Genomic DNA, 22117 nt, shown 5'->3' with positions numbered 1-22117 from the left:
TTTATGTCCGAGGTCTTGGCCGAGTTGCGCCGCCCGGATGATTTTGCAAACCAGCCATACGTCGGCAGCTTGAACCAAGCCGGTCATGCGGCCATTGCGGGGCCAAGCCTATTGGCGGTCCTGCAGTTGCCCTTGGGTGTCATTCCGGCGGTGTGGGTATCCGGCGGTCTGGTGGTGGCATGGGAAGCGGCGCAGTTTTTGCGGCGCGGGGCAAAGGCAAGCGACATGCGGGCCGATACCCTGTTCTGGCTGGCAGGCATCGGCGCGTGGGCATCGTGCTTGCACGCGGGATACGTGACCGGCCCCGCTCAATTCCTGCCGCTCGTCGGTGTCGCGGCGTTTCTAATCTACTACGGGGGCAGGGCATGGACCGCGCGCTAGGGTCAATCGCAGGGATGCACACGCTTGAGCGATACGCGCCCATCTACGGGCTGGTGCAGCTAGGTCTGTTCATGATCGGCTGCGTCTTCTGGATTGACGCCAGATCGGGCGCGTCAGAATTCAGCCCGACGACATGGGGTGAGTTCGCGTATTCGTTCCCGGCTGAGTTCTGGGCGTTCCTGACAATGACGGGGGCCTGCGCGGCGCTGATCGGCCTGATCAACCCGGTCAAGCGCGGGATGGTTCTGTTTGGCGGTGGCCTGCATATCTGCCAGCACGTCGCGCTTGCCTACAGCGCGGCCCTGACCGGCGGCGACATAGCCGTCGCGCTCTACGCCGCGTTCCTGCTGGTGCCGTTTCACCTGAGCATGTTCGTAGGAGCCGCGTTGCAATGGAAAACCTAGTGATGGAGCAGGCGTTGGCCGTGTTTGGCCCGCCGGGGATTTTCGCGGGCCTGCTGGCGTTTCAGTGGATTCAGAGCGTGCGCAACGGGCGCGCGCCGCGCGATCCGCTCGCTGAGAAAATCGACGGCATGGAAAAATCCCTCACCGACCTGCGCGAGCGGTTGGCCCGGATCGAGGGCGCATTGGGAGTTGGGAAATGAGCATGAAAACATCGGATAAAGGCATACTTGAGATTGCCGAGCATGAGGGCGTTGTCCCGGCTCCTTACCGCGACAGCGTGGGCGTCTGGACTTTCGGCATCGGACACACTGCGGCGGCGGGCGGTCTTGATCCGCGCGAAATGAATAGTGCCATGCCAGCGGACGTTGACGCCGCAGTCATGCGGGCAATCGACGTGTTCCGCCAAGACCTTACCAAATACGAGGCGCGGGTGAACGCAGCTATCAAGGTGCCGCTTAAGCAGCACGAATTCGACGCGCTGGTCAGCTTCGATTTCAACACGGGCGGTATCCACCGGGCGCAACTGACCAAGGCGATCAACCGGGGCGACAAGGACGCCGCGCGGCATTTTATGGGCTGGCTAAGGCCCGCCGAAATTTACAATAGGCGCAAGGCTGAAATGCGCCTGTTTCAGACTGGCGATTATGACCACAACGGCGATTCCATTCCGGTCTGGCGCACCGATGGCAAGGGCAACCTCAAGGGCATCCTGCGCACCATGCGGGGCGGCGAAATGCTGGCCCTCATGCGTCCGCCACCGGCAGCCGAACCGGACACGCCGCCTGCCAATTGGGTGGCGGCAATCGTCAAGGCCATCTGGGTCGCAATCGAAAGGATCAAGCGATGAACCCCGTATATTTCCGCGTCATTCTCTATTTCATCGCGCCGCTCGTCGCGCTTGTTCCCGGCATCGTCTACGACGCCAACGCCCAGACGGTCACGATTGACCTTGAAGCGGCGGCAACCGGTCTTGCCGTGGCAGGCGCTGCGGTCGCGGCCATGTTCGCCAAGTGGGGCAAGAAGTGACTTGGTTGCTCATGGCCCTGCGCAGCCGCGTGGGGCAGGCCGTGGCGCTGGTATTGGCCGGTCTCGCGGCCTTGGGTGTGGCAAAGCAACGGGGGCGCTCACAGGGGCGTTCTGAGGCTCTAAGAAAGGTGCAGGACAATGACAGGCAAAGGGCTGACGATATTCGCCGCCGCGCTCGTGATGCTGACGGGGTGCCAGATGCAGACGACCGTCGCGGGTGGCGAGACTGAGGCGGCAATGTGTGACGCTTGGCAGGACAGCTTGCCCACGCGCTCACGCGCCGACACGCCAGAAACAATTGCCCAGATTGGCCGGGCTTATGACGTATTCGAGGCCGTGTGCCGGAGGGCTGTCCGATGATCCGCGCGCTTATCCTCTGCGGCGGGCAAACCGTGCTCGACCTGATCGGCGGCGAGGCGCTGTGATCGTGGCTTAATCGCGCATATTTTCCCCAAAATACGATCCAAGATATTGACTTAAAGAAAAAATCGCGTGCCCACCTTGGGCACCATTCGTTTTCCTTTGATCAGAACCCGCTAATCCCTGTCATTCGCGGCCTTCGTTCAGGGAGCGAAGGCGAAGGTGTCGGGGCGGGCGTGGTCCCAGTATTTCGCAAAGGCTGGATGACTGACATGACCACTGAGCAATTCGCCCGGTTGCAGCCAAAGATATTGGCTGGCGGCGGACCGCACTTCGCGGCTGTTGACGCGGATCATCAGGTGATGCGGGGTGAATTCCTGTGGGCGCTGGAGACCAGAGGATTCCACCGCTTCCTTGAGCGCAAAGAGTGTGTTGCGGTGATAATTGGCGACGCGCAGATGCTTTTCCGTAACGACGATCGCACGGTAACGCCCGGGATCCTGCGAGGTGACGCCCGTGGGGCATTTGCCGGAATGACAAACCTGCGCCTGAATGCAACCTACCGCGAACATGAATCCGCGCGCGATGTTACAGCCATCGGCGCCAAGGGCGAACATGCGGCACATGTCAAAGGCGCTGATGATCTTGCCCGAGGCGATCAGGCGGATGCGGTCGCGCAATCCCACCCCGACGAGGCTGTTGTGCACCAGCATCAGCCCCTCGCGGATGGGGGCCCCCTTGTGATCGGCGAATTCTACCGGGGCCGCGCCGGTTCCGCCTTCGGCCCCGTCAATGGTGATGAAATCGGGCGTAATGCCGGTGGCATGGAAGGCCTTGACCATGGCGAACACTTCCCACGGATGGCCCACGCAGAGCTTGAGCCCCACAGGCTTTCCACCTGAGAGTTGGCGCAGGCGGGCTATGAACCGACAGAGCCCCTCGGGCGAGGAAAATTCGGAGTGGGCGGCGGGGCTGATGCAGTCCTGACCGACGCGGACGCCGCGCGCCTCTGCAATCGCCTCTGTCACTTTGGCCCCCGGCAGGATGCCACCGTGTCCGGGTTTGGCCCCTTGGCTCAGCTTGATCTCGATCATCTTGACCTGATCGTTGGCGGCATTCGTGGCAAACATCTCGGGGTCAAATGCGCCATTGGCCGTGCGGCATCCGAAATAACCCGAACCAATCTGCCAGATCAGATCGCCGCCATGTTTGCGATGAAACCGAGAGATGGAGCCTTCGCCGGTGGTATGCGCAAAGCCACCCAGTTTCGCGCCCCAGTTCAGCGCCTCGATCGCCGTGGGCGAGAGCGCGCCATAGGACATGCCCGAGATGTTTAGCGCAGAGCTGTCGTAGGGTTGGGCGCAGTCCGGGCCGCCGATAAGGTGACGAAAGGAAATGTCGCCAAGATGGCTTGGTGACATGGAATGATTGATCCACTCGTGGCCCACGGCATTGACATTGCGCAAGGTACCAAAGGGGCGTAGGCCCTCAATCCCCTTGGAGCGGCGATAGACCAGCGCGCGCTGCTCGCGGGAGAATGGGGTCTCGTCGTGGTCGCTTTCTAGGAAATATTGCCGGATTTCAGGGCGGAAATGCTCGAAGAGAAAGCGCAGCCGTGCTGAGAGCGGGTAGTTTTTGAGCACGGCGCGTTTGGTCTGGAACAGATCGTAAAGACCGATAAACGCGGCCACGCCTGCAAGCCCCGCCAGCAATCCGCCCCAAAAAGGCAACCAGACAGCCAGCAGCCCGCCAACAGGCACGAGCAAAATGCTAAGCAACAGTGGAATATAACGCATGCGATCCTCCCTTTTGCCCGACCGCTGCACGAATTGTTCCAAGCGCCGAGGCCTTCGGTCAGTCTTTTATGCACGAATTCTTAGCAATCTGCGAAAGGGTTTTGGTTTTCGCTCAATAATCGCGCTCAAAGAACACGCCGACCCCAGAGGAGCCATCGTTAGAGGCCCCGCCCTTGAGCGTGACACTGTCGCTGAGATCAAAGTTGAGATTTATGCGTTGCTTTCCGTCGCTGTCGGCTGTGACCTCGGTATAGACCTTGTCCGAGATATACGCGCCGGCACTGACCTCGGTGCCGCCATCTTCGGTTTGGGTGACGTCCAGATCCGAGAGGCCGATGGCACCGCGCAGCTTGCCGACCACGTCGGCGTTGCTGTTGCCCGACAGTGTCGCCACTGCCGAGGCCATCTGTGCAGCCTGAAACGCCGAGATATTGTCGAGGCCACGGCCAAAGATCAGGCGCGAGACGACCTCTTCCTGTGGCAGATCGGGATCAGAGGCAAAACGCACCTCGGGCGCGCTTGCCAAGCCTTCGACGATGACCTGAACGGCAACGTCGCCCGCATCGGTGGTGGCCACAAATCGTAGAAATGGATCAAGCGAGCCTTGCATGGTAATGCGCCCCTCGGTCATCGTAAGCCTTTGACCAAGGATGTCGATCCGACCTCGGATCAGTTCAAAAAAACCGTCTGGGGCAACGGCATCGGTGGTTCCCGCTAGGCGCAAGTTGCCGCCCAGTTCGGCATCAAGCCCGCGCCCTCGAACGAATATCCGGTTGGGTGCGCTGATCGACAGGTCGAGCAGATAGGGCCGTGCGCGCCCTGCGGTTTCGGTCTGGATCAGGCCGGCGCGCGCGCGGGTCTGGCGCACCGCGGCCGGTTCGTTCCTATGCTGAAGATCCGGCAGCGAGACCGAAGACGCCCCCAATCCAGACGGGATGCGGATATTGGTTTCCTCGAGTGTCAGCGCCCCGCCGATCCGTGCGCCGCCCGTCAGGGGGCCATTAACGCCGATGTTGCCATTCACCGTGGTGGTGTAGATCAACTGGTCGGTTAGCACGAGACCGTCAAGCCCAACCTCCAGATCACCCGAGAAACCGGGTGTCAGGCCAATCGGCCCCGTCACTCGTATCTCACCACCATCGCGCATCCGGGCGGTAAAGTCTGTCTGCACACGGCTTTGACCGAGGGTTGCGGTGCCGCTCAGGGTTTCGACCGTCAGGCCGGTTGCGGGCAGGGCGATACGTGTGTCAGATGTGCTGATCGTGCCCGAAACAGCAGGCAGGGCAGGGGCCCCGTTTATCCGCAGATCATAGCGCGCCGTGCCCTGAATCGCATTTGGCCGGATATAGCTATTGGCAAGCGCCAAGGGGAGCGCGCCGCTGGCGCTCAGATCAAGCCGCGCACCGTGATCTACGATATCGCCCGAGACCTGCGCCGTCGTGCCCCCCGGACCCTCTGCCGAAAGTGTCACGGCCACCCGTTGTGCAAGATCTCCGGACAGGCTGGCGCGCCCCGTAGCCGTCACCGGACCTGCAAAATCCGGGGCGAAGAGCCCGAGATTGGCCAGACGCACATTGAAATCCACGGGGGTGTCGGGGCGGGGCGATCCTGCTGAGAGAGTGAGTTGTGGTGTCTCAAGCTCGACCGTGTCAATTTCGATCCGGTCAAGACGCCGCGCACCGGCGGCCGTGAGCTTGAGCCGTCCGGCGATGAGCTTGTCAAGGTCCGCAATTCCGGTCCGCAGGTCACGCCCGTCAATCGCTGTATTGATCTCCACATCCTGCCCGCGATCCTTGGCTTTACCCGCGACCCTGAGATCAAGTGCGCCGCGCAGGGTCTGACCAACCAGAGCGTTGAAACGCGCCAGATCGGTGATCTCGGCCCGGAGTTCGCCACTGACTGGCAAACCCGCCGCCTCGGGCGAGAGCGATGCGTCGGCGCGCAAGCGGGTGCCCATGAAGGCTGCGTCAAGCCCGGTTAGTGTCACGTCACCGCCGGTTTGCCACGCAACATTGCTGCTGAGTTCCGCCGGGCCGGACAGACGCGGATCGGCGAGCGCGAGATCAGTCAACCGCGCTGCAAGGCTGAGCGCGCCGCTGTCCCCGTTCAAACGCCCCGATGCCGTGGCTCGAATAACCTCGTTCTCGACCTGAAGTCGATCGAGCGCGATGCCTGTTGTGTCGCGGCGTGCCGCGAGAGAAAGCGTGCCCGCGCTTGCGATCAGGGGGTCAACCTCGGCGATGCCGACTGCCAGTTGATCTGTTTCGGCATCGAGCGTGATGTCGAAGTCACCCCCAAGCAGGCTGCCGGATCCTGTCATGGTGGCCTTGGCGGCACCTGCGATATTCTGTCCGGTGAGGGCAGCAAAGCGTTTGAGATTGGGTGCCTCCAGCGTGGCGGTGCCAGAGACGGGAAAGCCGTCAGCAAAGGCAGAGATTTGCCCGTTGCCCGTGAGCTGCGCTGCGCCTGACGTAAGGCGGAGCGCCCTCAGGACAAGCGGGCGACCCTCGGTAAAATCGAGAGAGGCGAGCCCGCCAATCTCTGTTCCGACGGCCTCGGACACTGCTGGATCGTCAATGCGCATCCCGCCCAGGTCGAATTCCATCAGCGCGGTGACACCGCGTGGCGCGGTGCGTTCCAAGGCACCACGGCCTGAGAGGGTCGCTGTGGAAAGACCGATGTCGGGACGCTCGAACCCGGTCAGACCCAGCCGTGCGCGCCAACGGTCGCCGCGCGCGGCATCAAAGGCGGCGTCAATCGTTGCGCCCCGGATATGGGTTGCCGGGCCGCTGATCGGCAAACGCACACGCGTGTCGCCGTCGCCCAATTGCCCGTTGAGCCTGAACTGCTGTGGCCAACCCGCCGCATCAAGCGACAGGGCACCGGAGAGGGCGATCTGTGCCGCCGTAAGCGTGAAATCCGCGATCTCCAGAGCCCCGTTCTGTTGGCGCGTGCCGGTCAGTTTGAGCGCGCTTTGCGTGCCAAAGAAGGGGCGGTAGTCGGCGGCAAAGAGGGGGGTGAGATCGCCAGAAAGGGTCGCGCCAAAGACCTTGGCTGTCGTCTCATCCGCGGCTGCGTCGCGGATCGTGACTTGCCCGGTCAGACGGGGTGTGCCGTCCGAGGCGAGGCGGATTTCGGCCGTATAGTCATTCAAAGGGGCCGTGCCGCTGATCCCGAGCGCGAGCGCGGGCCGATCCGGCAGTTGCAGCAATGTGGCAGCGATGCCGCCTGCGTCCTCTTGCAACGACAGATCAAGTGCCAGAACCTCTGTCGCATTGACAAAACTTGCGTCGAGCGTGACCGCGCCGCGCCCGTCAAGCCGGGTCACATCTATTTCTGCCGCGCCTTCGCCACTGCCCAGTGACAGCCGACCGAGCAGGCGCAGGGCGATTTCTTCGCCCAACAGGGGCGCGCCAAGCGTGAGCGTCTCGGCGCTGATTTCGCCGATATTGACCGAGACCGGAAGCTCTGGCAGGCGGAATGGCGTGGCCTCTGCCATCTCTGGCGAGAGCGGTTCTTCGGCGATCGGGGCGCGTGCCACAATGATTTCTCGTGCGGTCAGGCGGTTGACCTCGACCCGTCCGCGCAAAAGCGCCGTGCGCGTCCAATCGAGCGCCACCTCGCGCAGCGTGAGCCAGATACCATCGCGGTCGGCAATGGTCAGTTCCTCGATCGTCGCCCGCGACGACAGCGCCCCGGCAAAGCCGGTGATCCGCACTTCGCGCCCGGCACCCGACAGATTATCCTCAAGAAGGGCCTGCAGATAGCCGCGGTCCTCTTCTGCGGATTGCGCCAAGAGCGGGCTCGCAAACGCCGTCAGCACCAGCGAAAGGATGAGGAATAGACGCGCCATCAGAACGCCTGCCCAATACCGATATAGATTTCGAGATCTTCCCCGACCTTGTCGCCCAAGGGCGTTGCGATATCCACGCGAATTGGACCCACAGGGGTGAAATAGCGCGCGCCAATCCCGGCACCGCTGTGCCAATCCCCGCGGCCCGTGCCAAGGGCATCCTGACCGACAAAACCCGTGTCGGCAAAGGCGACGGCCTGAATCTTGTCGGTAACGGTGGCGCGAAATTCGCCTGAAAAGCCGACAAAGGCGCGCCCGCCAACGGTGACGCCCGGGGCAAGATCGACCCCGAGAGATTGGTAATCCTGTCCGCGCACAGTGCCCGCCCCGCCGGAGTAAAACAGCATGTCGGCCGGAATTTCGCCAACCGATGGCCCTGCGACCGATCCGATCTGCGCGCGCCCGGCCAGGGTAAAGCGGTCGCCATCCCCAAAGCTGCGGTAATGCCGGGCATCGGCAAACATGCGCACACCGTCCCCTGAATTGTCGTCGAGACCGATAAAGGGCGTCAGCGTGACGTCGATGAAATGTCCAGAGGTTGCGTTGAGCGGATCATTGCGCTTGTCCCACGTGAGGCTGGCGGGAAAGAGGAGATGCTGCAATTCACGCCGCCCGAGATCATCGTCGATGTCGGAATAGCGATAGGAAATCCCCGCTTCGCCGCTCAACTCCTGCGAGAATATCCGGGTAAAACCACCGCCGACCTCGACCTTGGATTCGGTATAATCCGGTTCGTCATTGCCCTCGATCACTGCCAATAGAAAGAGGCCGGTATCGGGGTGAAAGGTTGCGGGCCGGTCATAGCGTGCGCCAAGGCGGTAGTCCTCGCCGCCAGAGTCGCCACCGATGCCGCCGATCATGGCATCAAGCCGCAACCGTTCCGCCCCGCCAAAGAGGTTGCGATGCAACCAAAAGCCCGAGAGCGTCAACCCTTCGAGCGAGGCCAGTTCCGCGCCAAAGCCGAGGCGGCGCGGTTTGGCGTCGGTGACGCGGGCCGTAATGTCAAGACTTCCGTCGGTATTGGGCCTGTCCGCCTCGATCATCACGACCGATCGAAAGGCACCGCTGCGGCGCAGGCGCGCAGCGGCCTCGTCCAATTCCTCGGGCGAGAACTGTCGTCCGGTCGGCAGTCCTGCAATATCGCGAATGCGCTCTGGACGCACGCGGCTTTCGCGACTTTCCTCAGCCAGCAAAAGCCTGCCGAAACGCAGGCGCGGGCCGGGATCAAGGCTGATGTCGGCAAAAAGTGTCGAGGCTGCGTGATCGGCAATAATAGTTTGCTCTGCAACAAGCGCCTTGGCATGCCCGCTGGTCCGCCACGCGTCGATACTGCTGCGCGTGGCCTCGCCGATCAGATCGCCCTTGGCCCGGTTGCCCTTGGCAAATTCAGGTGGCAGTGCGGTTTTTGGCGCAAGCGGTGCGACGCGGGCGGTTGAAAAGACGAAGGGTGCGTTGCGTTCGACGGTGATGTCGATCTGTCTGATTTCGTTTGGCGCGCGCAGAGGGGGGATGCTGGCGGCTTCTTGGCCGTCGACGCGGATGCGGATCACGCCGCCATAGAAGCCTTCGGCATAGAGTACACCGATCAGGCGCCCGTAATCCGATTGTGCGGCGGCCAGCAAATCCTGTGCGGTCGCTTCTTCTTTCGCGGCGGTGGTTATCGAGAGCGACGCGCTGCGCAGCCGGTCCGTGAACCCATCCCCCGCCTCGGGAGCGGTAAGCCTGACCTCGGCGGCGTATGCGAGCGAGGGCGCAAGACAAAGGCAGAGCGCGGTAAGGGCCGATTTTCCGAACCTTGATTGCAGCACCTGATGCCCCCCTTCGACTCTGTCTTTTATGGCATTGCACCCTTGGGATTGCCACCCTTGCAAGCCGTAAAACGAGGCGCGGAGAGCGGTCTTGGCAAGAAATCACTCAGCGGGTTGGCCACGCTTGCCAAGGGCGGCATCGAGTGTCTTTTCAATCGCACCACGTGGACGGGTGAACCGGGCCATCAAGTCATAGAGGATCGGCGTGACAAAGAGCATGAGCGCTGTAGCCATGGCAAGACCCGCGATGATCACCGTGCCCACCGCGATGCGGCTCTCAGCCCCCGCGCCAGAAGCGGTAACAAGCGGCACTGCGCCGAGAATGGTAGAGATCGCGGTCATCATGATGGGCCTCAGACGCAGGACGGAAGCCTCGATCACTGCCTCACGCACCTCATAGCCTTCGTCGCGGAGTTGATTGGCGAATTCTACAATCAGGATGCCGTTCTTGGAAATGAGCCCTATCAGTAGGATGATTCCGATCTGGCTATAGACGTTGAGCGACAATCCCCCCGCCGCCATGGCATAGATTGCCCCTGCCACGCCCACAGGCACGGTGAGCATGATGACGAGCGGATGCACGAAGCTCTCGAATTGCGCCGCAAGCACAAGATAGACAATCAGCAGCGCCAGCAGGAACACGACGCCGACCCCGGCGGATGTGTCCATATAGGTGCGCGATTGGCCATCGTAGCCCAGCTTGGCCTCGGGCGGCAGGATGTCTTCTGCGATGTCCTGAACCTGTGCCAGCACGTCCCCCAGTTCGGCATCCGGGGCAAGCGCGCCCGACAGTTGGATCGAGGGCAGGCGATCAAAGCGCCGGAGCGAGGGGGTTGCGGCATTCTCCGTCAGGGTTACGAGCGCGCCAAGCGGCACCAGCGTCTCGCCATCGCCCGCGCGCAGGAAGATGTTTTCGATGTCTGTGGGGATGCGGCGGTCTGCATCCTCGGCCTGCACCAGCACGGGATATTCGCTGCCCCGGCTGACAAAGGTCGTGACTTCGCGCGAGGCAAGCATGGTTTGCAACGTGGCCGCGATCACATCGGCAGAGATGCCCAGATCATCTGCGCGGGCGCGGTCGATCTCGATGTCAAGCTGTGGCAGGTTCTGTTCGAAATTGATCTCGGGATTGACGAGACCCTCCACTGCTTCGACGCGTTCCAGCAGAGTGGTTGCCCATTCCTTGACGCTCTCGAAATCTGGACCGCCGATAACCACCTGCACTGGTGTTGAACTGCCGCGTAGGCCAAGGCCCGCCGGGGTTACGGGAAAGCCGCGTGCGATAGTGACCTGGCCCATCTGCGGGGCGATTTCGCTGACGATGGCGGATACGGGGCGATCGCGCTCTTCCCAAGGGGCAAGGCGAAACACGACGAAAGAGCGCCAGGCTCTTCCGCCCCAGCCGGTAAAGCTGAACAAGGTCTCGATCTCGCCTGATTGGCGCAGAGGTTCGAGAATAGCCTCGACCTGACGGGCGGCCATGTCGGAATGACCCACGGTCGAGCCTTGCGGTGCCGTAAGCGGCACAAAGCCTACGCCGCGATCCTCGCGTGGGGCCAACTCGCGGGGCAGGCTGTCATAAAAGAGTGCGGCCCCCGCCGTGATGGCAAGGGTCAAGGGCAGGATCACCAGAGGCATGCCGATGGCGCGGGTCAGAAGTGCGCGATAGACGCGCTGAACCCACGAGGGCGGGCGTGGGCCGGTTGAGGCGTTCGCGCGCAGTTTGCGCGCGCTCAGCACCTTGGAGGCGAGCGCCGGGCAGGCGGAGAGAGCCACGAAGGTCGAAATCGCGACCGTTCCTGCCATAACCCAACCAAATTCCACAAAGAGGCGGCCCACCTGACCGGGCATGAACGAGAGAGGCACAAAAACCGCGATCAAGGTGACAGAGGTGGCGATGACGGCAAAAGTCACTTGGCGTGCGCCATGCACGCTGGCCACCAGCGGAGATTCCCCATCCTCGATCCGGCGTTGGATGTTTTCCAACACCACAATCGCATCGTCCACCACCAGACCAATCGCCAGCAAAAGCGCAAGCAATGTCAGCGTGTTGAGCGAAAAGCCCCACATGCCGATCAAGAGAAAGCTGCCGATCAACGACACAGGAATTGTGATGAAAGGAACAAGTGTGGCACGGAGGCTGCGCAAGAAGAGGAGGATCACCGCGACTACAAGCGCCAGAGAAATAAAGAGCGCGATCACCACCTCGCGGATCGACGCCCCGACAAAGAGCGCATCGTCAGAGCCGACGATGATCTTCATGCCTTCGGGCAGGTTCGGTTCCAGCGTCTTGATCTCGGCACGCACGGCCTTGGAAATCTCGAGCGTGTTGGACTGGCTCTGCCGCAATATCCACATACCGACGGCTTCTGTCCCGTTGGTGCGCACGATGGTGGAATCGTCTGCTACCCCCGGCACCACCCGCGCCACATCGCCCAACCGCACCGGATAGCCCGCCACGCGGTCGATCACGATGTCGCGGAAATCCTCGACGCTGTCCAACCGGCTGTTCAGCCGCACGGTCATTTGCCGGTTGATCGATTCCACCTCGCCGGCGGGTAGTTCGAGGTTGTTGCGCAAGAGCGCCGCCTCGACATCCGAGACGGTGAGGTTGCGCGCGGCGAGCGCACGGCGGTCGATCCATATCCGCACTGCAAAAGGCTGCGCGCCGATCACGTCGACATTGGCCACCCCGTCGAGGGTAGAGAACCGATCCACCACGAAACGGTCGATATAGTCGGTGATTTCAGCCGTGGTCATGCGATCCGACGTGACGGCGACGCGCATCACGGGGTCGGCATCGGCATCGCTCTTGACGACTTGCGGTTCGTCCGCCTCTTCAGGCAGGTCGCCACGTACCCGGCCTACGGCATCGCGCACGTCATTGGCGGCCACGTCGATATCGACACTGGTTTCAAACTCGATGGTGACGCGGCTGCGGCCTTGACGGCTCTCGGAACTGATGGTGCGAATGCCGGATATAGAGGCGATGGCACCCTCAACCGTCTCTGTGATGTCCGTGTCGATCACTTCGGGGGCAGCCCCCCGATAGGTGGTGGTCACGGTCACGACGGCATTGTCCACATCCGGCAATTCGCGCACGGGGATAGACCGCAGCGCCGCGACACCGAAGATCACGATCAGGAGGCTGGCCACAGCGGCCAGAACCGGACGTCTGATCGAGATGTCCGACAGTGTCACGTCGCGCTCTCCGGCTTGGCGAGATCGGTTTTCGCCGTGGCGTCCTTGTCCGCGCCCAAGATCTTGAGTGCGCTTCCATCACGGACCCGTTGCAGCCCGCGAATGATCACCTCTTCGCCGGCCTCTAATCCTGATAGGATCGCAATCCGCCCATCCTTGCGCTGACCGGAGGTGACGGTGCGGCGGCTGGCCTTGCCGTCTGCGACGACAAAAACATAGGTTTCTGCGGCCTGAAATATCAGCGCCTCTTCCGGAACGGTGACATGCGTGCTCTCGGATAGCACTAGCGTCAAGGACAAGAACATCCCCGCAGCCAACGTGCCATCGGCGTTCGGAATGCGCCCGCGGGTTCGAAAAGCACGACCGACCGGATCAATCCTGCTGTCCACTACATCCAATGTGCCCTCAAAAACGCGGTCCGCAAAGGCAGCGCTGCGAGCGATCAGGGACTGGCCAGGTTGCACTAGGGCAAAAACGGTTTCAGGCAGGGAAAACTCCACCTCCACCTCGCTCAGATCATCGAGCCTGGTGAGCACTTGACCCTCGACCACGCGTGCACCAACATCGTAATTGGTGAGCCCGACCACGCCCCCGAAAGGCGCAGTAATGGTTCGATCCTCAAGCCGGCGGCGTGCGCGTTCGACCTCGGCCTCGGCTTCGGCCAGACGCGCCACGGCCTCTTCCTCTGTCGCCTGCGACACCGCGGCTGTCTGGCGCAATTGGCGAGTGCGCTCGAGGGTTTGCCGCTGTTCGACCAGTATCGCCTCGGCTTCGGTCAGGTCCGCCCGCTGGATTGTATCATCGAGCCGCGCCAGCACATCGCCTTGCTCGACGCGAGCGCCGGGGGTGATCCTGAGGCTGGTGAGCCTGCCGTCCGCCTCGGGCACGATGTCGATGGATTGCAGCGCACGTGTCGTGCCGACCGCTTCGATGGTTTGTTGCAACATGCGCTCTTCTGCGACGGCAATCTCTACCGTCACAGGCCGCTCTGTCTGTGCTTCTGCCGCAGCTTTGGGCGCGTCGACAAGGTAGGTCTGATAGCCGAGATAGCCGCCATAGGCTGTGCCGCCGATCAGGCAGAGCAAGAGCAGTTGTTTCCATATCTGCATTGGTGCGGCAATCCGTTTTCAGAGGGCGATGGAGCGCGCATGGGTTACGGGCGCAATCTAGCTTCGTGCAAACGTATAGTAAGCCCGCAAAAAGGCAATTCTTTGTGCGCGATTCAGCCAGCGCGATTGTGACTGTTGAGTTGGCGGAGCGTCTCTTGCAAAAGGGATGGCAAGGCTGAAATTGCCGTTTCCGCGGCTTCCGCATCGCCGCCGCGCAGAGCAGATTCCGCGCGGCCCAAGAGGGCCTGCAAGGCTAGCCCACCCGTGGCCGCTGCCGTGCCTGCGAGTTTGTGGATGCGATCCGCAAGATCTGTGCCGCTCAGGGGATCGTCCCGCTTCAGATCGCCCAGAATGGCCGCGCCTTCGGTTTCGAACTCTATCAAAAGGCGGTCGATGCGGTCCTGTGGCAAGGCGGCGCGGAGTTGTTCCATATAAACCGGATCGACATGGCAGGGTTTGTCCGCAGGTGCGTCGGCGGTTGAGTCAATCTGCCCCAGGAGGGCGCGCAGCGCCTCGCGGCGCAGGGGTTTCGTTTCGACCCGGTCAAAGCCCATCTTTTCGAGATCGCCGCGATCCTCGGCGCGCACATGGGCGGTGAGCGCGACGATCTGGGTCCGCGCATTCGGCCCCTGACTGGCGCGGATGTGCAACGTCGCTTCGCGCCCGTCCATCCGGGGCATGCTGATATCCATCAGGATTAGGTCAAAGCGCTGTTTTTGAGCGGCTTCCACGCCTTCGATCCCGTCGCTGGTCAGATGCACCCTGTGGCCATCGCCCTTTAGCATCCCCTCCAGCACGACGCGATTGGTAGCATTGTCCTCGACCACCAGAATGTCGAGCGCGCGCGCCGGGGTGTGGGTCTGAGGAACGTCGGCCACGGCCTTTGGTTCTGGCGCGATTGAGACGGCTGCGGCGGGCAGGGGCAGGCGCACCCAAAACAGGCTTCCTTCGCCAACTTCGCTTTCGACGCCGATCGTGCCTTTCATCAGCTTGACCAGTTGGCGCGCGATACCAAGACCCAATCCGGTCCCCTCGGGGCGGTCGCCCGTGGTATCCTGAACCCGCATGAAATCGTCAAACACCTTTGGCAAGTTTTCAGAACTGATCCCGATGCCTGTGTCAATGATCTGAAACTCGATCATGTCCGGCTCATTGTCTGTTGATGGCAGGCGGGTGACGTCGAGCGTTATCTCCCCATCCCGGGTGAATTTGATCGCGTTCGAGACAAGGTTGAGCAGAACCTGATAGATGCGCGCCCGGTCTCCGGTCACACGCCCGAACCCATCCTTGGGGGCCACCAGCCGCAGGCTGTTGCCGCGTGCCTGCGCAGGTCCCTGCTGGGTTTCCGCCAATTCCCCAAGAAGTTGGTCAAGATCAAAGACCGCAGGGCGCAACACGATCTGACGTGCGGCGGCCTGCGTGAGGTCAAGCGCGTCGGTGATCTGCGTCAGCAAAAGCTGGCCAGAAGAGCGCATGATGCGGGTGAATTTCTCTTGTTCCGGGGTTAGGCCGGTGTCCCCCAAGAGTTCGAGAGCGCCCAGGATGCCGTTGAGGGGCGTGCGCATTTCGTGGCTGATCATGGCCAGGAACCGCGCTTTGGCCCGCTCTCCGGCAAGGGCCTTTTCGCGAGAGCGTTCGATTTCGGACTCTGCGGCCAGACGTTCCGAAATATCGCGGATGAAAAGAATACAGATCTTGCCCGCCCCCTGCCGCGCGAGATCGGCGGAAAGCTCTGCCGCAAACTCTCGACCTGCGAGATTGCGCACGATCACATCCTCGCGCCGTGAGGGACCAGTGGCGCAGGTGTTACGCAAGATCTCGCCCGAGAGCGGCTTTAACGTCCCATCATCGCCCTTGCAAAACAGAACATCGCCCAACTCGATTTTCGTTGTCAGCCGATCACTCAGTGCCAAGAGGTCATTGGCGCGCGCATTCGTGTCGCCGATCAGGCCGTCGGCGCCGACCACCATTACCGCGTCCTGAGATGTGTTAAGAATGGTCGCTAATCTATTGGATTTACTCTTGTTCTGCTCAGCCTCCGTGCGATAGTTGCGGTAGAGGCGCCAAAGCAAAAGCAGGAGTGAGGACAGGGCAGCCAGCATCATCAGGATGAGTATGGCGAGGCTCAGAATCTTGGCCGTAAGAGCTGCGCGTTCCGAATCCGAGCGCTGCGCATCCGCGGCCAGCCCTCGCGCAGCAATGTTGCGGATCGGATCAGCCATCCGGGTGCCAAGCTGGATCAACCGCGCCCGCTCCTTGAACACATTGCTCTGATCGCCGTCGATGATGGGCACCATGGTCGCCAAAAGCTCGGTCACGCGATCCATATCCGCATGTGCAATGTCCTGGGCCAAAACCTCGCGGTACACCCGACCATCCCGCAGGGCGGTCGCGCGGCTGTAGAGGATATCGAACTGGCGGCGCACCGCGTCGACCAGTTCCGGCTCTGGCCCCGTGAGCGCCCGGAGCGAGGCGAGAAATTTGAGTTGATCCACTTCAAGACGCGAGGTGGTCCAGTGGAGGTTGTCCTGGCTGGCGCTTCGATAGTCGTCCAACTGCACGAAAACCCGGCTTGTTTGCAGGACGGCAGCCAACATGCACCCGGCAGCGAACAGGCTCAGAAGCACCACAAACACTTTGTTGCGGCCGGGGAACCTGCGGGGGAAGGGAACGTGCATATCGGACCTTACACTGGAAAACTTGAACAAAGGAGGTTGTGGTTTGATCGGGTTCCTCGACGTGATGCGGGGGACACAGTTTCCGAGTGATCTTCGGCTCTTGCTTGGGTAGAGTATATCAACCGGGGCGGTTCCTTGTCACGCGGGGTCATCGGCGCTGGCGAAATTATTGTATTATCACTGGCATTTGCCTTTTTTTCATCGTTTGACCAGCCCCCTATCCCTAAAGATAGGTGGGATTTGAGGGTTGGCACGGAATTTGCCGTTTAGGGAATAGGTGGAGGATACCCACCTAGGGTTGTCTTGGGATTGTCATGGCTCGACGGCTGACTTAGTTGTTGAAAAATGAGTTAAAAAAGACATTTGAGGTAGTAGAAGGAAGGACGCGCCGATGACCAAACTCTTGTTGGCTGACGATCATGATCTGGTCCGGGAAATGATTGCCGCCTACCTGCGCGCGCAGGGTGGGTTCGAGGTGCATGTCGCCGAGAGCCTTGGAACGGCGCTAGATGTTCAGGAAAAAAGCGGGCCTTTTCAATTGGTTCTGCTGGATTTGATGATGCCGGGAATGGATTCCTTGACCGGTCTTGGCGTGATGAAAGCGCGGGCGAAATGCCCTGTTGCAATTTTGTCGGGGACGGCGACGGCGGAGATTGGGCGCAGGGCGCTGAGATCCGGGGCGGCGGGGTTCTTGCCCAAGACGCTTGATCCGCAATCTCTGGTTGCGGCGGTCCACCATATGTTGTTGGGGGAGACCTATGCGCCGCTAGATTTTCTTGAAGCGGGGGAGGATGAGGCGGAGGGACCGGTGCGCCTGACGCCCAGAGAGACCGATGTGCTGGTCGGCATCCTGCACGGAAAATCAAACAAGGAGATCGCCAGAGACCTTGATATTCAAGAGGTTACGGTGAAATTGCACCTCAAGACGCTGTCCCGCAAACTTGGTGCCAAGAACCGCACCCACGCCGCCATGATCGCGCGGGATATGGGGCTGTCGTGAGAGTGCGCGTGTAAGGTCTGTAAGGTTTGTAAGGGGGTTTTGTAAGGTTTGGGGGGCAATACAGTTGCCTTTAGTCCTCTTTATGGAACCGCGGGCGAAAAGTGGCCCGTGGCGCCCAAAGCGGATATGCTAATCGCGTCATGCGAATACATGAAGCTGATCAAGGTGTGCGGATAACAGCGATCTTTTACTGTGCTTCGCGCAGACGCTTGGATTGGCGCACGCACAGATGTAACGCTGTGCGTCATGGACATCTTATCAGCTACGCTTTCTGCGGTGTCTCAGTTAGTTCACTCTCCTAAATGGGACCTTATTTCTCCGAGAATTTTGAATATCTCTGGATCAACCTCAGATAAGTCAAGCTCTGCTATGACCCTTGCACTTGTAACGGTAACTTTGAACTTTTCTTGAATGTTTCTGGCGATTTCTGCGAAGACTTCCTTTCCGGGAACAACCTTTTTCTTGAACTTAAAATCAGGCCAACCTTCCGAAATAGCTTTCTCCTCCTCCGCAGAGACGGTTTGCATATCGGCTCGGGACTTTTGAAGCGCTAAAAAATTAAGTTTGCTCCCAATCCGTTGAGCAAGCACACGCAATTGCGTTGCGTCACATGCCGCATTAAAAATGTTGTCAACAATCTCTTCCCATCCGCTTGGCAGCTCTTCACTAGCGTGGCGCTGCACAGCAGCCTTTATTGCTCGGGGAACCAGCAGAATGTTCTCAATCTCTTTGAATGGTAGAACGTAGCATGCTGTGTCCGGGTTGTTTATTGAGCTTAAGAACTCGACAACCTCATCATCACAACGATAGTCTCTGTCGAAAAGAGCAGCAACTGGCACATCGAATCCAAAAAAATTCTTAAAAACCCAAGAAGATGTCGAAACTCTACTCCAATTTGAAAACCCATCTGTCTTCATGACGGTTATAGAAGAATTCGATATGAAATCCATTTTTCCTAAATTACTCGCGATGCGAGATAGAAATCGAGCATCTTGCCCTTCGAAATATAACACTTTCTTGGTTCTCGCGAGTCTGGCAAATTGAGCATTCTCTGAACTACCGATTGCGCTATAAATCGCGGGATAGTCGGACTCGTTTTGGATACGTTTCGCTCCCCTTGCACCGGATCGAACTATGAGAACTTCACCAGGGTCTACATCGTTAATAATTTCAGTTGAGTGTGTAGCGATGAAGTATTGGCCTACACGTTGAGAGACGAGACGCAAAAGCCGATGTTGCAAATCGGGGTGAAGGTAAATGTCAGGCTCGTCTAAAATTAGTGTTGACCTATGGTCTGCCTGGAGTAGGTGCATCATAGTTTGCATCCAAACTTGAAACCCAAACCCTGCCCACTGCACTTCACGAACGTGTGGCCCATCTCGGAAATACATTCTGACGACAGGTCGCGCTCCACCTCTTTCAATCTCAGGTTTCATTAGCCTGATTCCAGGCCATCCGATCTCAACCAAATCGGCAAAATCCTGAAATTCATCATTTGTTTTGTGAAGCCAGAAGTTTCGAAAATTTCGACTGGCCAGTCTGCTGTATCTATTCTTCTCTACTGTCGCCTGCTGAACAAGCTCTTCATTTTGCTCAAGCGGACTAAGTGTTGGAACGATTACGATATCGAGAGGAAATTGGTTTCTTAGAAAAGACGAGTTTTTCTGCGGTGATACGTCAGATTTTAGATAAAGTTGAATGTCGCCACCTTGGGGAATCTTCAAGACAACTGAATTCCCGTTATCGGCTGAGATCTCGATGCGAGCGAAACCATCACCAAAGTTGTGAATGCAATACCTTAAATCTGTTTGAATAACGGACTGAGGGACTTCGTATGTCGAACAAACACCATCTGTTTCTTGGCTTCGGAAGGTTGCTGAACGACGGCCTGCATATCTAAGCGCATCAAATGCAATTCTAAATGCATCTAAGGTGGTGGACTTCCCTGCGTTGTTGGGGCCAACGAGAACGTTCTTTGAGCGCGCTGATATCACAAAGCGCGAAAATGTTTTGTAGTCTCGGAACTCTATAGATTTTACCCGCACCTTCTTCGCACCTTTCGTGATAGCTGAGGGGTAATTTGCATGACCTTGGAGTGGAAGTCATTATGCATTACGCTGCTCCGTCCTTGACCAAGGAAACCCCAAAAGGCCCCCGATCAAGTCCGCGGTGACGTGGCTGGGGGGCTATGGGCGTGCTTTTTTGAGGGCGGTGCCTGCGGCACCTTGACTCCGCGCATTGGTGATTGGGGAGGGTATGGCAAGAGACCTCGGGTCAAGCCCGGGGTAACGGTGTTGGGGGCGGGAGATGCCGGAGGCATGCCTTTGGCATGACCGCTGCGCGGCGGCGCTGCGCGCCTTGAGTCCGCGCTTTTTTTGGGTGAGAGGCCCCGGGTCAAGCCCGGGGCGTGTGAGGTTTGCGAGGCCCCGGGTCAAGCCCGGGGCGGGGAGGTGTGGGAGGCCCCGGGGCGAGCCCGGGGCGGGGATTAGCCGCGGCGGCGGCTGCGGGAGCCGGCGCGGCCGCCGGCGCGGACTTCTTCACCGGGCTTGGGGGGGGCCTTGTTGAACTTGATCCAGTTGCCACCGTGGGGGTCGTTGTTCATCAGGAAGTTGGCGGCCATGATCGCCTCCATTTCCTTGCCTGCGCGGGCCTGCATGGAGCCCAGACCAAAGAGCTGGCAGAAGGTCTCGTCATCCATATCTTCGGGCAGGATCAACCCTGCGGCAGTGATTTCGGCCTTTTTCGCGGCAATCTCGGCCTGTTTCACCGGCAGCGCGATGGGGTTCATGATGGCGGAGGTCATGCCCGCCTCGATCGCCATGGGCAGGAAGGCATTGTTGATGCCGTGCCGGTTGGGCAGACCGAAGGAGATGTTGGAGGCGCCACAGGTGGTGTTGACGCCCAGTTCCTCGCGCAGGCGGCGCACCAGGGTAAAGACCTGACGGCCCGCCGTGGCCATGGCGCCCACAGGCATCACCAGCGGATCGACCACGATGTCATGGGCGGGGATGCCGAAATCGGCCGCACGCTCGACGATCTTTTTGGCCACGGCGAAACGCACGTCGGGATCCTCGGAAATGCCGGTGTCGTCGTTGGAGATGGCGACGACGGGGACGTTGTATTTCTTGACCAGCGGCAGGACGTATTCGAGACGCTCTTCCTCACCCGTCACCGAGTTGAGGAGGGGGCGGCCATGGGCGGCCTTGAGACCGGCCTCGAGCGCGGCGGGCACCGAGCTGTCGATGCAGAGGGGAAGATCGACGAGACCCTGAACCAGCTCGATCATCTTGGTCATGAGGGGCGGTTCGGTCTCGTTCGGGTTGGGGTTGGAGTTGTAGACCACGCCCGCGTTGATATCGAGCACGGTGGCCCCGGCGGCGGCCTGAGCCAGCGCATCGGATTCGACGGTGGAGAAATCGCCCGCCTCAAGCTCGGCGGCGAGTTTCTTGCGGCCGGTGGGGTTGATGCGTTCGCCAATGACGCAGAACGGCTCGTCAAAGCCGATGACGGCGGTTTTGGTTTTGCTCTCGACGATGGTGCGGGTCATGGTCTGGTCTTATCCTTGCTGGTTGGCGGGCGTGGCGGAGGCCCCGCCGTTTTCGATGGCCCATTCGGCATTGGCCTTGATCCCGCCAAGCGGGAAGAAATGCACATGCTCGATGTTGAAGTTCGGGTTCGCGGCCTTGTGGGCGGCAAGTTCGCTCAGAACGTCGGTCGGCTCGTAGGGCAGGAGCAGTTTCGAGACGTCCATGGCGCGTTTTTGCAGGACCTTGAGCGAGGGGCCGACACCGCAGGCGATGGCGAACTTGATCAGGGTCTGCAATTTGGCGGGACCGGCGATGCCGATATGGATGGGCAGGGTGATGCCTGCCGCGCTGAGGCTGTCGGCCCAGGCGATGATCGGCTTGGCGTCGAAGGCGAATTGCGTGGCGAGGGCCATTTTCGCATCGGTGGTTTCTGAGAATTTCTGTTTCCAGCGAAGGGCATCCTCGACGTTCTTCATGCTGCCGTCGGGGTCGATGTCCTTGTTGCCCTCGGGGTGGCCGGCGACATGCAGGCGTTTGAAGCCGGCGCGGTCGAATTCACCGGATTCGAGGAGCTGCATGGAGCTGTCGAAATCGCCATGGGGCGTGGTGACGCCACCGGCGAGCAGGAGGGCCTGATCGACATTGGCCTCGCCCTGATAGCGGGCGATCCAGTCGGCGAGCGTGGCGCGGTCCTTGATGATGCGCGCGGGGAAGTGCGGCATCACGGGATAGCCTTCGGCGTTGAGGCGTGCGGCGGTGGCGACCATATCCTCGATGGGCGTGCCCTCGATGTGGGCGATATAGACGCGGGTGCCGGCGGGCAGCAGGTCGCGGAAGTTCTCGACCTTTTCGGCGGTGCGCGGCATCACCTCGATGGAATAGCCATCAAGGAACGCCTCGAGCTGGCCATTGGCGGGGGTGAATTTCTCACGCTTCTTGAAATTGAACAGTGCCATCGCGGCCTCCCATAGAGA

The 22117-nt window shown here is 60.4% G+C and carries 16 protein-coding genes; 7 read left to right on the top strand and 9 right to left on the bottom strand.

Features of this window, described 5'->3' with window-relative positions:
- Positions 1–3 precede the first annotated feature (3 nt).
- The 6 genes from AACZ65_RS07815 (at position 4) to AACZ65_RS07790 (ending at position 2171) form a co-directional block, all read left to right on the top strand.
- Positions 4–381 (top strand): hypothetical protein, encoded by a 378-nt coding sequence (locus tag AACZ65_RS07815; protein WP_339669617.1) that lies wholly within the window; start codon positions 4–6, stop codon positions 379–381.
- A complete protein-coding gene (locus AACZ65_RS07810; RefSeq protein ID WP_339669615.1) occupies positions 366–785 on the top strand; it encodes a hypothetical protein in 420 nt (139 codons plus the stop codon). The genes AACZ65_RS07815 and AACZ65_RS07810 overlap by 16 nt, the downstream gene beginning before the upstream one ends.
- Complete coding sequence (locus tag AACZ65_RS07805; RefSeq protein ID WP_339669613.1) at positions 773–985, top strand: hypothetical protein; 213 nt, start codon at positions 773–775, stop codon at positions 983–985. Before AACZ65_RS07810 ends, AACZ65_RS07805 begins: the two co-directional genes overlap by 13 nt.
- Positions 982–1632 (top strand): lysozyme, encoded by a 651-nt coding sequence (locus AACZ65_RS07800; RefSeq protein ID WP_339669611.1) that lies wholly within the window; start codon positions 982–984, stop codon positions 1630–1632. Before AACZ65_RS07805 ends, AACZ65_RS07800 begins: the two co-directional genes overlap by 4 nt.
- Positions 1629–1811: a hypothetical protein gene (locus tag AACZ65_RS07795; RefSeq protein WP_339669609.1), complete on the top strand. Its 183-nt coding sequence runs from the start codon at positions 1629–1631 to the stop codon at positions 1809–1811. The genes AACZ65_RS07800 and AACZ65_RS07795 overlap by 4 nt, the downstream gene beginning before the upstream one ends.
- A gap of 138 nt (positions 1812–1949) precedes the next feature.
- Entirely contained in the window at positions 1950–2171 is a 222-nt protein-coding gene (locus AACZ65_RS07790) for a hypothetical protein (protein ID WP_339669607.1), read from the top strand.
- Between the two features lie 203 nt (positions 2172–2374).
- On the opposite strand, the gene AACZ65_RS07785 is transcribed toward AACZ65_RS07790, so the two are convergent.
- From AACZ65_RS07785 to AACZ65_RS07760, 6 genes are all read right to left on the bottom strand, one after another.
- On the bottom strand, positions 2375–3967 hold the full coding sequence (locus AACZ65_RS07785) for an FMN-binding glutamate synthase family protein (protein WP_339669605.1): 1593 nt from the start codon (positions 3965–3967) through the stop codon (positions 2375–2377).
- Positions 3968–4079: 112 nt separating this feature from the next.
- Positions 4080–7820 (bottom strand): translocation/assembly module TamB domain-containing protein, encoded by a 3741-nt coding sequence (locus tag AACZ65_RS07780; protein WP_339669603.1) that lies wholly within the window; start codon positions 7818–7820, stop codon positions 4080–4082.
- The gene (locus AACZ65_RS07775) at positions 7820–9628 is read right to left on the bottom strand and encodes an autotransporter assembly complex family protein (RefSeq protein WP_339669601.1); all 1809 of its coding nucleotides are present in this window, start codon (positions 9626–9628) and stop codon (positions 7820–7822) included. The genes AACZ65_RS07780 and AACZ65_RS07775 overlap by 1 nt, the downstream gene beginning before the upstream one ends.
- Before the next feature lie 102 nt (positions 9629–9730).
- The gene (locus tag AACZ65_RS07770; protein ID WP_339669599.1) at positions 9731–12829 is read right to left on the bottom strand and encodes an efflux RND transporter permease subunit; all 3099 of its coding nucleotides are present in this window, start codon (positions 12827–12829) and stop codon (positions 9731–9733) included.
- The gene (locus AACZ65_RS07765) at positions 12826–13938 is read right to left on the bottom strand and encodes an efflux RND transporter periplasmic adaptor subunit (protein ID WP_339669597.1); all 1113 of its coding nucleotides are present in this window, start codon (positions 13936–13938) and stop codon (positions 12826–12828) included. The genes AACZ65_RS07770 and AACZ65_RS07765 overlap by 4 nt, the downstream gene beginning before the upstream one ends.
- 113 nt (positions 13939–14051) lie before the next feature.
- Positions 14052–16535 carry an ATP-binding protein gene (locus AACZ65_RS07760; protein WP_339669595.1) on the bottom strand — a complete coding sequence of 828 codons (2484 nt, stop codon included), beginning with the start codon at positions 16533–16535 and terminating at the stop codon, positions 14052–14054.
- A 472-nt stretch (positions 16536–17007) separates the two neighbouring features.
- Here AACZ65_RS07760 and AACZ65_RS07755 point away from each other — a divergent pair, with 472 nt between their 5' ends.
- Positions 17008–17616, top strand: coding sequence for a response regulator transcription factor (locus AACZ65_RS07755; RefSeq protein ID WP_339669593.1), 609 nt, complete (start codon positions 17008–17010; stop codon positions 17614–17616).
- 290 nt (positions 17617–17906) lie between these two features.
- Here the strand turns inward: AACZ65_RS07755 and AACZ65_RS07750 are convergent, their stop codons facing one another.
- From AACZ65_RS07750 to AACZ65_RS07740, 3 genes are all read right to left on the bottom strand, one after another.
- Positions 17907–19661, bottom strand: coding sequence for an AAA family ATPase (locus tag AACZ65_RS07750; protein WP_339669591.1), 1755 nt, complete (start codon positions 19659–19661; stop codon positions 17907–17909).
- A 440-nt stretch (positions 19662–20101) separates the two neighbouring features.
- The gene (locus AACZ65_RS07745) at positions 20102–21163 is read right to left on the bottom strand and encodes a methyltetrahydrofolate cobalamin methyltransferase (RefSeq protein WP_037274792.1); all 1062 of its coding nucleotides are present in this window, start codon (positions 21161–21163) and stop codon (positions 20102–20104) included.
- Between the two features lie 9 nt (positions 21164–21172).
- A complete protein-coding gene (locus tag AACZ65_RS07740; RefSeq protein ID WP_339669588.1) occupies positions 21173–22099 on the bottom strand; it encodes a methylenetetrahydrofolate reductase in 927 nt (308 codons plus the stop codon).
- Positions 22100–22117 lie beyond the last annotated feature (18 nt).

Origin of the sequence: uncultured Roseovarius sp. (assembly GCF_963972555.1) — a bacterium.
Taxonomy (GTDB): domain Bacteria; phylum Pseudomonadota; class Alphaproteobacteria; order Rhodobacterales; family Rhodobacteraceae; genus Roseovarius; species Roseovarius mucosus.
Note: the sequence above shows the minus strand (reverse complement) of the source record. Positions and strands in the feature narration are given on the sequence as shown.

Excerpts from the sequence above, each read along its gene's own strand:
- AACZ65_RS07815 (WP_339669617.1), top strand. The coding sequence starts at position 4 with ATGTCCGAGGTCTTGGCCGAGTTGCGCCGCCCGGATGATTTTGCAAAC.
- AACZ65_RS07810 (WP_339669615.1), top strand. The coding sequence starts at position 366 with ATGGACCGCGCGCTAGGGTCAATCGCAGGGATGCACACGCTTGAGCGA.
- AACZ65_RS07805 (WP_339669613.1), top strand. The coding sequence starts at position 773 with ATGGAAAACCTAGTGATGGAGCAGGCGTTGGCCGTGTTTGGCCCGCCG.
- AACZ65_RS07800 (WP_339669611.1), top strand. The coding sequence starts at position 982 with ATGAGCATGAAAACATCGGATAAAGGCATACTTGAGATTGCCGAGCAT.
- AACZ65_RS07795 (WP_339669609.1), top strand. The coding sequence starts at position 1,629 with ATGAACCCCGTATATTTCCGCGTCATTCTCTATTTCATCGCGCCGCTC.
- AACZ65_RS07790 (WP_339669607.1), top strand. The coding sequence starts at position 1,950 with ATGACAGGCAAAGGGCTGACGATATTCGCCGCCGCGCTCGTGATGCTG.
- AACZ65_RS07785 (WP_339669605.1), bottom strand. The coding sequence starts at position 3,967 with ATGCGTTATATTCCACTGTTGCTTAGCATTTTGCTCGTGCCTGTTGGC.
- AACZ65_RS07780 (WP_339669603.1), bottom strand. The coding sequence starts at position 7,820 with ATGGCGCGTCTATTCCTCATCCTTTCGCTGGTGCTGACGGCGTTTGCG.
- AACZ65_RS07765 (WP_339669597.1), bottom strand. The coding sequence starts at position 13,938 with ATGCAGATATGGAAACAACTGCTCTTGCTCTGCCTGATCGGCGGCACA.
- AACZ65_RS07760 (WP_339669595.1), bottom strand. The coding sequence starts at position 16,535 with ATGTTGGCTGCCGTCCTGCAAACAAGCCGGGTTTTCGTGCAGTTGGAC.
- AACZ65_RS07755 (WP_339669593.1), top strand. The coding sequence starts at position 17,008 with ATGACCAAACTCTTGTTGGCTGACGATCATGATCTGGTCCGGGAAATG.
- AACZ65_RS07745 (WP_037274792.1), bottom strand. The coding sequence starts at position 21,163 with ATGACCCGCACCATCGTCGAGAGCAAAACCAAAACCGCCGTCATCGGC.
- AACZ65_RS07740 (WP_339669588.1), bottom strand. The coding sequence starts at position 22,099 with ATGGCACTGTTCAATTTCAAGAAGCGTGAGAAATTCACCCCCGCCAAT.